7 protein-coding genes (1 of these 7 cut by a window edge) are annotated in these 6546 nt (G+C 60.1%); 4 read left to right on the top strand and 3 right to left on the bottom strand.

What is annotated here, in order from left to right; all coding sequences use genetic code 11:
- From G5575_RS19015 to G5575_RS19000, 4 genes are all read left to right on the top strand, one after another.
- A protein-coding gene (locus G5575_RS19015; RefSeq protein ID WP_164535693.1) for a hypothetical protein crosses the window boundary here: on the top strand, nucleotides 1–38 show its 3' portion. 559 nt of this gene lie to the left of the window's left edge; the window shows 38 of its 597 coding nt (coding positions 560–597); the start codon falls outside the window, past its left edge; it ends in the stop codon at nucleotides 36–38.
- A gap of 558 nt (nucleotides 39–596) precedes the next feature.
- Entirely contained in the window at nucleotides 597–2486 is a 1890-nt protein-coding gene (locus G5575_RS19010; RefSeq protein WP_164535692.1) for a mechanosensitive ion channel domain-containing protein, read from the top strand.
- A gap of 131 nt (nucleotides 2487–2617) precedes the next feature.
- Nucleotides 2618–3832 carry a lytic murein transglycosylase gene (locus G5575_RS19005; RefSeq protein WP_164535691.1) on the top strand — a complete coding sequence of 405 codons (1215 nt, stop codon included), beginning with the start codon at nucleotides 2618–2620 and terminating at the stop codon, nucleotides 3830–3832.
- 163 nt (nucleotides 3833–3995) lie between these two features.
- The gene (locus G5575_RS19000; RefSeq protein WP_235936148.1) at nucleotides 3996–4994 is read left to right on the top strand and encodes an alpha/beta hydrolase; all 999 of its coding nucleotides are present in this window, start codon (nucleotides 3996–3998) and stop codon (nucleotides 4992–4994) included.
- A 184-nt stretch (nucleotides 4995–5178) separates the two neighbouring features.
- On the opposite strand, the gene G5575_RS18995 is transcribed toward G5575_RS19000, so the two are convergent.
- Genes G5575_RS18995 through G5575_RS18985 form a run of 3 tightly spaced genes read right to left on the bottom strand, consistent with a single transcriptional unit; the run spans nucleotide 5179 to nucleotide 6405 of the window.
- Nucleotides 5179–5592 (bottom strand): VOC family protein, encoded by a 414-nt coding sequence (locus G5575_RS18995; RefSeq protein WP_164535690.1) that lies wholly within the window; start codon nucleotides 5590–5592, stop codon nucleotides 5179–5181.
- 50 nt (nucleotides 5593–5642) lie between these two features.
- Nucleotides 5643–6128: a bacterioferritin gene (gene bfr, locus G5575_RS18990; protein ID WP_164535689.1), complete on the bottom strand. Its 486-nt coding sequence runs from the start codon at nucleotides 6126–6128 to the stop codon at nucleotides 5643–5645.
- On the bottom strand, nucleotides 6094–6405 hold the full coding sequence (locus G5575_RS18985; protein WP_164535688.1) for a (2Fe-2S)-binding protein: 312 nt from the start codon (nucleotides 6403–6405) through the stop codon (nucleotides 6094–6096). Before G5575_RS18985 ends, bfr begins: the two co-directional genes overlap by 35 nt.
- Nucleotides 6406–6546 lie beyond the last annotated feature (141 nt).

Below are 6546 nucleotides of genomic sequence, written 5' to 3'. Positions count from 1 at the left end.
GTCCGCGCTGGCATCTTGCTCGCTCCTTCTTGGCATGATCGTTTCGATGGTGGGTCGATCGTGATCAATGACGATTACAGCTGGTCTGCACTTGACGAGGACCACGATACGAAGTTGATCGCCTTACGACAGCTTAGGTTGCCTAGGCTGGTTGCGGACTGGCCCGATAGAGAGCTGCTACGAATGAAACGGGAATCGCTTGGCCTTTGATCTGAGCAGATCAGGCGCCACGGACTTGACCTCCTCGCCCCAGCCGCCATGGTTAGGTCTACTTTGTCGGCCAGTCGAAGTCCTATGCAGCTCCTTCTCAGACTTTGTTTTTTCCTTGCTCTTCTTTCAACGCCAGCTCTGGCACAGGTGCCGGGTTTGCCGACCGGGGCAGCGACCGAGGCTTCGGCGGCGGAGTCGACGCAGGCCGTCGACGATCTTGTTCGCATTCTGCAGGACGACACGGCGCGGGCGGAGCTGATCCAGCGCTTGCAACAGGCAGTCCCGGACGACGCGGCTGCCGAGGCTGAGGCTGCGCCGCCTGATCTTAGCATAGCGCGGCAACTGGCCGAGTATACGCGCAGCGTAGCGCAAGGGCCTCGCAAACCGTGCGGCAGCTGGGTGCTGCGCTCGGTAGCGTGCAGAACCTGTTCACGGGCGGTGTTGCAGCCGATACGGAAGCCTGGCGGTCCTTGGCCATAAATCTTGGGTTGCTGATCATCGCGCTGTTCGGCAGCTTCTTTCTTCTTCGCCTGGCGTCAAACGCGATCTGTGCTCGCCTCACCTCCCGGGTGGCTGCGGCCAATTGGGTGCGGCGGCTTGGTGCGCTTTTGGTCGTCATCGTTGTTGATGCGGGCACGATCGTGCTTGCATGGGCGCTCGGCTATGTCATCGCGCTTAATACCGGTACGCTGCCGAACGGCGAGATGGGCATCAACCAGTCCTTGCTGCTCAACGCCTTTCTTGTGGTCGAGCTCAGCAAGCTCGCCTTGCGCATTATTCTTGTGCCGCATTTCCCGACCATTCGGCTGCTGCCGATCGCGGACGACAATGCGGTTTATTGGTCGTTCTGGCTGGGCCGGATCATCTCGCTGGTCGGCTATGGCTTCATGTTTGCGGCACCCATGTTGTCAGGCATGGTGTCTTCGGCGGCTGGTGGTGCGGTTCAGGTGCTGACCATGGCCACGGCAATTACGATCGCCGTCATCATCGTGCTGCAGAACAAGAATGACGTGCGCGCCTGGCTGTCAGCCCTTGCAGTCAAGCACAACAATTCTGGCCTTTGGCGCCTGCTCGCGGCCGTCGGCCAGCAATGGCACATCCTGGTCATTGCCTATCTTCTGGCGCTGCTTGCCGTTTGGTTTGCCAATCCGGATGAAGCTTTGCCGTTCATGTTGGGTGCGACCATCCAGTCGATCATTGCCATTCTCGTCGGCTCGCTTATCGTCACCTTCATCGGGCGCTTCGTCAGCACGGGCTTGTCCTTGCCGGCCGATGTGCGCCAGCGCCTGCCTCTGCTCGAGGGACGGCTCAAGGCCTTCGTGCCCGGGGTGATGGGCGTGGTCCGCTGGGTGGTGATTGCTGCCGTGGTGCTGGCAATAGGGCAGGCCTGGTCCTTGTTCGATTTCGTCAGCTGGATCAGCAGCCCCGAAGGCTTGTCGGTGGTCGGCTCGATCGTTTCGGCGGCCCTCATCATCTTGGCGGCTATCGCGCTTCATGTCGTGGTGGCCTCGTGGGTCGAGTACCGGCTCAACACGACGATCGGGCGCATGCCGACGGCGCGTGAGAAGACGCTGCTGAACCTCTTCAAGAACGCCTTCACCATAGCCCTTGTGGTGTTCGGGTTGATGCTGGCCCTGGCGCAGATCGGGGTCAACATTGCGCCGCTGCTGGCCGGTGCAGGTGTGATTGGCCTCGCCATCGGTTTTGGTGCGCAAAAGCTCGTTGAAGACATCATAACCGGCATCTTCATCCAGTTCGAAAACATCATGAACGAGGGGGACGTCGTCGAGGTCGCAGGCAAATCCGGGACGGTGGAAAAGCTCACTATTCGGTCGGTGACCATTCGCGACATGAGCGGAACGATCCACCTGATCCCGTTTTCCGCCGTTGCGCAGGTTTCCAACATGGTGCGCGGCTTCAGCTTCTATGTGTCGGAGGTGGAGATCGCCTATGACAGCGATATCGAAGCCGCCAAGCAGGCGATGCGCGACGCTTTTGCCCTGGTCATGGAAAAGGACGAGTTCAAGGACGTGATCCTTGACGATCTTGACCTTCAAGGGCTCTTTGCCATAACGCCGACTTCGGTGTCGCTGCGCTCGCGCATCAAGACGCTGGCAGGCAAGCAATGGGGCGCGGGCCGCTACTATAGCGAAATGTTGATGCGGCTCTTTGCCGAGCGCGGCATCGAGACGCCGACGCAGCGGATCAACTATGTGTCAGACATCGCTGCACAAAAGCCGATCTTCGAGCTCGACGCACCGCCAAAGCCTGCCTGACTCGTTCGTGATCGGCGCCTTCTTCTGCCTTAAGCTCATCTTAATCGGATGCGTTAATTCTTTGCTATGCGCGTCCGTTGCGGCACAGCCGGCGCGTTCGTGAATTCCGTAGCGCGTAGCACGAGGCTGAGATGATCTTTTCACGCGGAAACGCTTCCCTTCGTCGTCGCTTGGCGGCATGGTTTTTTGCTCTTCTGGCCGGTGCGTCGGCGACGTTGCCAGCGCAGGCAAACACTGCCGACTTTGTGCGCGGTCTCTGGCCGGATGCGGAGCGGGCAGGGGTGAGCCGGCAGGCATTCGACGCGGCGCTGGGCAATTACAAGCCTATTGCGCAGGTCATGGAGCTGACCAAAAAGCAGCCGGAATTCTCGCAAACGGTGCAGCAATATATCGACAAGCGCGTCACCGCGGCGCAGGCCAGCAAGGGCCAGGCCATGCGCAATGAATGGGCGCAGACGCTGAGCGGCGCGCAGCAGCGTTACGGCGTACAGCCTGAAGTTGTCCTCGCCATCTGGGGCATGGAAACCAATTTCGGTGGCTTCATGGGTGGCAACAACACCATCCATGCACTGGCGACGCTGACGCAGAATGGCTATCGCGCCGACTTCTTCCGCAAGGAGCTGGTGACGGCGTTGCGCATCGTTTCGGACGGGCATATTTCGCCAGGCGCCATGGTCGGATCCTGGGCAGGCGCCATGGGCCATACCCAGTTCATGCCGTCGAGCTTCATGAGCTATGCGGTCGACTACAATGGCGACGGCCGCAAGGATATTTGGAATTCGGTGCCCGATGCCCTGGGTTCCACTGCCAACTACCTCAAGAGCTTCGGCTGGCGTCCCGGCGAGACCTGGGGCTATGAGGTCAAGATACCAAGCGGCTTCAATTTTGCCGCCGCCCGCCAGATGGAACGGGCGCCGATCAGCCAGTGGCAGGCCATGGGCATTACCCGCGTTTCCGGCCGGGCCTTCCCTAGGGCTGGCGATGTCGGACGCCTCTATATGCCCGCCGGCGCCAATGGACCGGCGTTTTTGTTGCTGCCGAACTTTGACGTGATCAAGCGCTACAACAATTCCGACAGCTATGCCTTGGCGGTGGGGCATCTGGCCGACCGCATCCTTGGCGGCGGCAGCTTTGCGACGCCTTGGCCCGCGGGCGACTATGCGCTCAACAAGGCGCAGCGCGCCGAGCTCCAGGCCTTACTGTCGCGCGCCGGTTACGATGTCGGAACGCCTGATGGGGTCGTCGGGCCCAAGACGCGCGCTGCGGTCATGGCCTATCAATCTCGGGTCGGGCTGCCTCCTGACGGACATGTGTCTGGGCTTCTCCTCGAGCGGCTCAAGCGTTAACCATTTGTTAACCCAAGGCTTCCAAACTGGAGTGGCTTAAGTAGGGGGCAGGGAAGCGAGCAGTATGCAGCGCACCTGCCCCCGCCCATTTCAGATGCCACATTGTGTTCGGCTTTGGCTGCTAATGCACAATCCTCCCGTTCCGCTCACTTCCGAAATCACCATGACCCTTGTTCGTCGCGTCTTGCTGGCGCTGAGCCTTTTCGTTCTGGTTGCAACCGGTGCCGCGCAGGCGCAATCGATCATGGATCCGTTCAACCTTCCGCCGGCCATGGATGGCGGGACGTCCAAGGTGGGCGATGGCATTGCCTATGCCGATGGACCGAGGCACAAGCTCGACGTTTATGCACCCGAGCAGCGGGGCGAGCCGGCGCCGGTGGTTTTCTTTATCTATGGCGGTGGCTGGAGCCGGGGCGAGCGTCGGGAATATGAGTTCGTCGGGCGTGCCTTTGCGTCCCGCGGCTTTGTTGCGGTGATCGCCGATTATCGGCTGGTGCCGGAAGTGCGCTATCCCGATTTTCTTTATGACAGCGCAGCGGCGCTTCGCTGGGTGCAGGACAATATCGCCAATTACGGCGGCGACCCGAACCGGCTGTTTCTCTCGGGCCATTCGGCCGGTGCCTATAATGCGGTGATGCTGGCGCTCGACCCTTCGTTTCTGCGCGAGTTCGGCGTCACCATGCCGATCCTCGCGGTCGGCGCTTTGTCGGGCCCCTATGATTTCTATCCGTTCGAATACAATGAGGTGAAGGAAGCTTTTGGCTATGCGCCCAATCCGCAGGGCACTCAGCCGATCAATCTCATCACCTCGGAAGCGCCGCCAATGTATCTGGCGACAGGCACGACGGATCCCATCGTTCGGGTGCAGAACACCAATCGCTTTGCTGATCAGCTGCGGGCACAAGGCGTTTGGGTCACGACCCAATATTACGAGGGCTTTGGTCATATGGAGCCGGTGCTTGCCATGGGCGCGATGTGGCGCTGGCGCATGCCGGTGCTCGACGACATGGTCGGGTTCTTCCAGCGCTTCGGTGCGTTCCCGAGCGGGGTGCCTTATCTTGCGGTTACGCCGAGCGCACCGGAAGATTTGCCGGACTCGATCATGCCGACGGATCAGATCCTCGAGCAACTGAACCAGATGTTCCAGCCGATCGAGGATTAGGGGGCTAGCGGTTTGCGGGGATGCGTCCCCACCCTCTGTCCCTCCCCTTGAGGGGGAGGGACAGAGGGTGGGGTGGGGCCACACCAGCGGCGTTCGGGAAGTCACCCCACCCAGCTTCGCTAAGCCTTAAGGCTAAGCTGCGCTACCCTCCCCATCAAGGGGAGGGAAAAGAGCAGCGCGTAGCCTAGCTCGTGGGTTCGATCACCACCGATTCCACCGAGCGGGTGTTCGGCCCATGGAAGACGGCTTCGATATTGTTGCCGTCGGGATCGAGGACAAAGCAGGCGTAGTAGCCTGGGTGGTAGTCGCGTTCACCCGGGCCGCCATTGTCCGTGCCGCCGGCGCGGAGGGCGGCCTCGTGGAAAGCTCCAACCATTGCGCGGTCCTTGGCCTGGAAGGCCAGGTGAACGTGGCTCAGCACAGCGTCGGAATCGGCGCCGTCGACGAAGAGTTCATCGACCTGAAACCAGTTCTCGCCGCTTGCGGTGATGGGTATGCCGAGCACTTTGAGCACTGCTTCGTAGAAGGTCCGGGTCTTGCCGAAGTCCTTTGCACGAAGGTGCACATGATCGATCAGGCGGCCGGTATGGTATTCCATGGTCCTCTCCCCCAAAGCAAAACGCCCGGAGCGATCCGGGCGTTTGTGTTTTATTCGGCTTCGTTGGCCGGGGCGGCATTGAGGAGGCCGTAGCGCTCCTCGCCGATCTTGGCGAGCAGATCGAGCTGGGTTTCGAGGAAGTCGATATGGCCTTCCTCATCCTTGAGAAGCTCGTCGAACAACTGCTTGGACACATGGTCATGCAGTTCAGCGCAGAGTTCGCGGCTGTTCTTATAGGCTTCGCGCGCTTCGTATTCGCCGGCAAGGTCGGCTTCGAGCACTTCCTTGATGGTCTGGCCAATGCGCAGCGGCGCAACGCGCTGCAGGTTCGGATGGCCTTCAAGGAAGATGATGCGCTCGATCAGACGATCGGCGTGATGCATTTCTTCGATGGATTCAGCGCGTTCCTTGGCGGCGAGCTTCTTATAGCCCCAGTCGTCCAGAAGGCGGAAATGCACCCAATACTGGTTGACCGCGCCGAGCTCGAGAAAGAGGGCCTCGTTAAGCCGCTCGATGACCTGTGCTTCGCCTTTCACGACGTACTCCACTCCGTTGCTTTTTCAGTTTTTCCAACCCGGACTGGAGATTGACCAGTTCAGCGGGCTGATGGGCTTGCTGTGCCTGGTAGCTTTCGGTGACGCGCACGATAATGTCCACCACATTCGGCACGCAGCCCGAACATTTGGCGCGGCGATTGAGCTCCGCATAGACCTTGGCAGGCACGACAAGCTGCCATGGATCGGCTCGCAAAAGCTCAAGGACGATGTCCTCGATCTCCTTGGAAGTGATCATATTGCATTGGCAGACAAGCATAGCGGGGCCGATCGGGTCTCAACGGGCCGGAATAAACGCCTGACTATGTTGAATGTCAACGTCATAAAATAGCCAAGGAACTGCATGTTTTGCGCATGGTTATGGTCAAAACGCCGCAGGGCGAAACAGAGGACGCAAAAA

This window comes from Devosia aurantiaca (assembly GCF_011058215.1).
Classification (GTDB): domain Bacteria; phylum Pseudomonadota; class Alphaproteobacteria; order Rhizobiales; family Devosiaceae; genus Devosia; species Devosia aurantiaca.
This window is presented reverse-complemented; position numbering and strand designations above follow the sequence as displayed.

Excerpts from the sequence above, each read along its gene's own strand:
- G5575_RS19005 (WP_164535691.1), top strand. The coding sequence starts at position 2,618 with ATGATCTTTTCACGCGGAAACGCTTCCCTTCGTCGTCGCTTGGCGGCA.
- G5575_RS19000 (WP_235936148.1), top strand. The coding sequence starts at position 3,996 with ATGACCCTTGTTCGTCGCGTCTTGCTGGCGCTGAGCCTTTTCGTTCTG.
- G5575_RS18995 (WP_164535690.1), bottom strand. The coding sequence starts at position 5,592 with ATGGAATACCATACCGGCCGCCTGATCGATCATGTGCACCTTCGTGCA.
- G5575_RS18985 (WP_164535688.1), bottom strand. The coding sequence starts at position 6,405 with ATGCTTGTCTGCCAATGCAATATGATCACTTCCAAGGAGATCGAGGAC.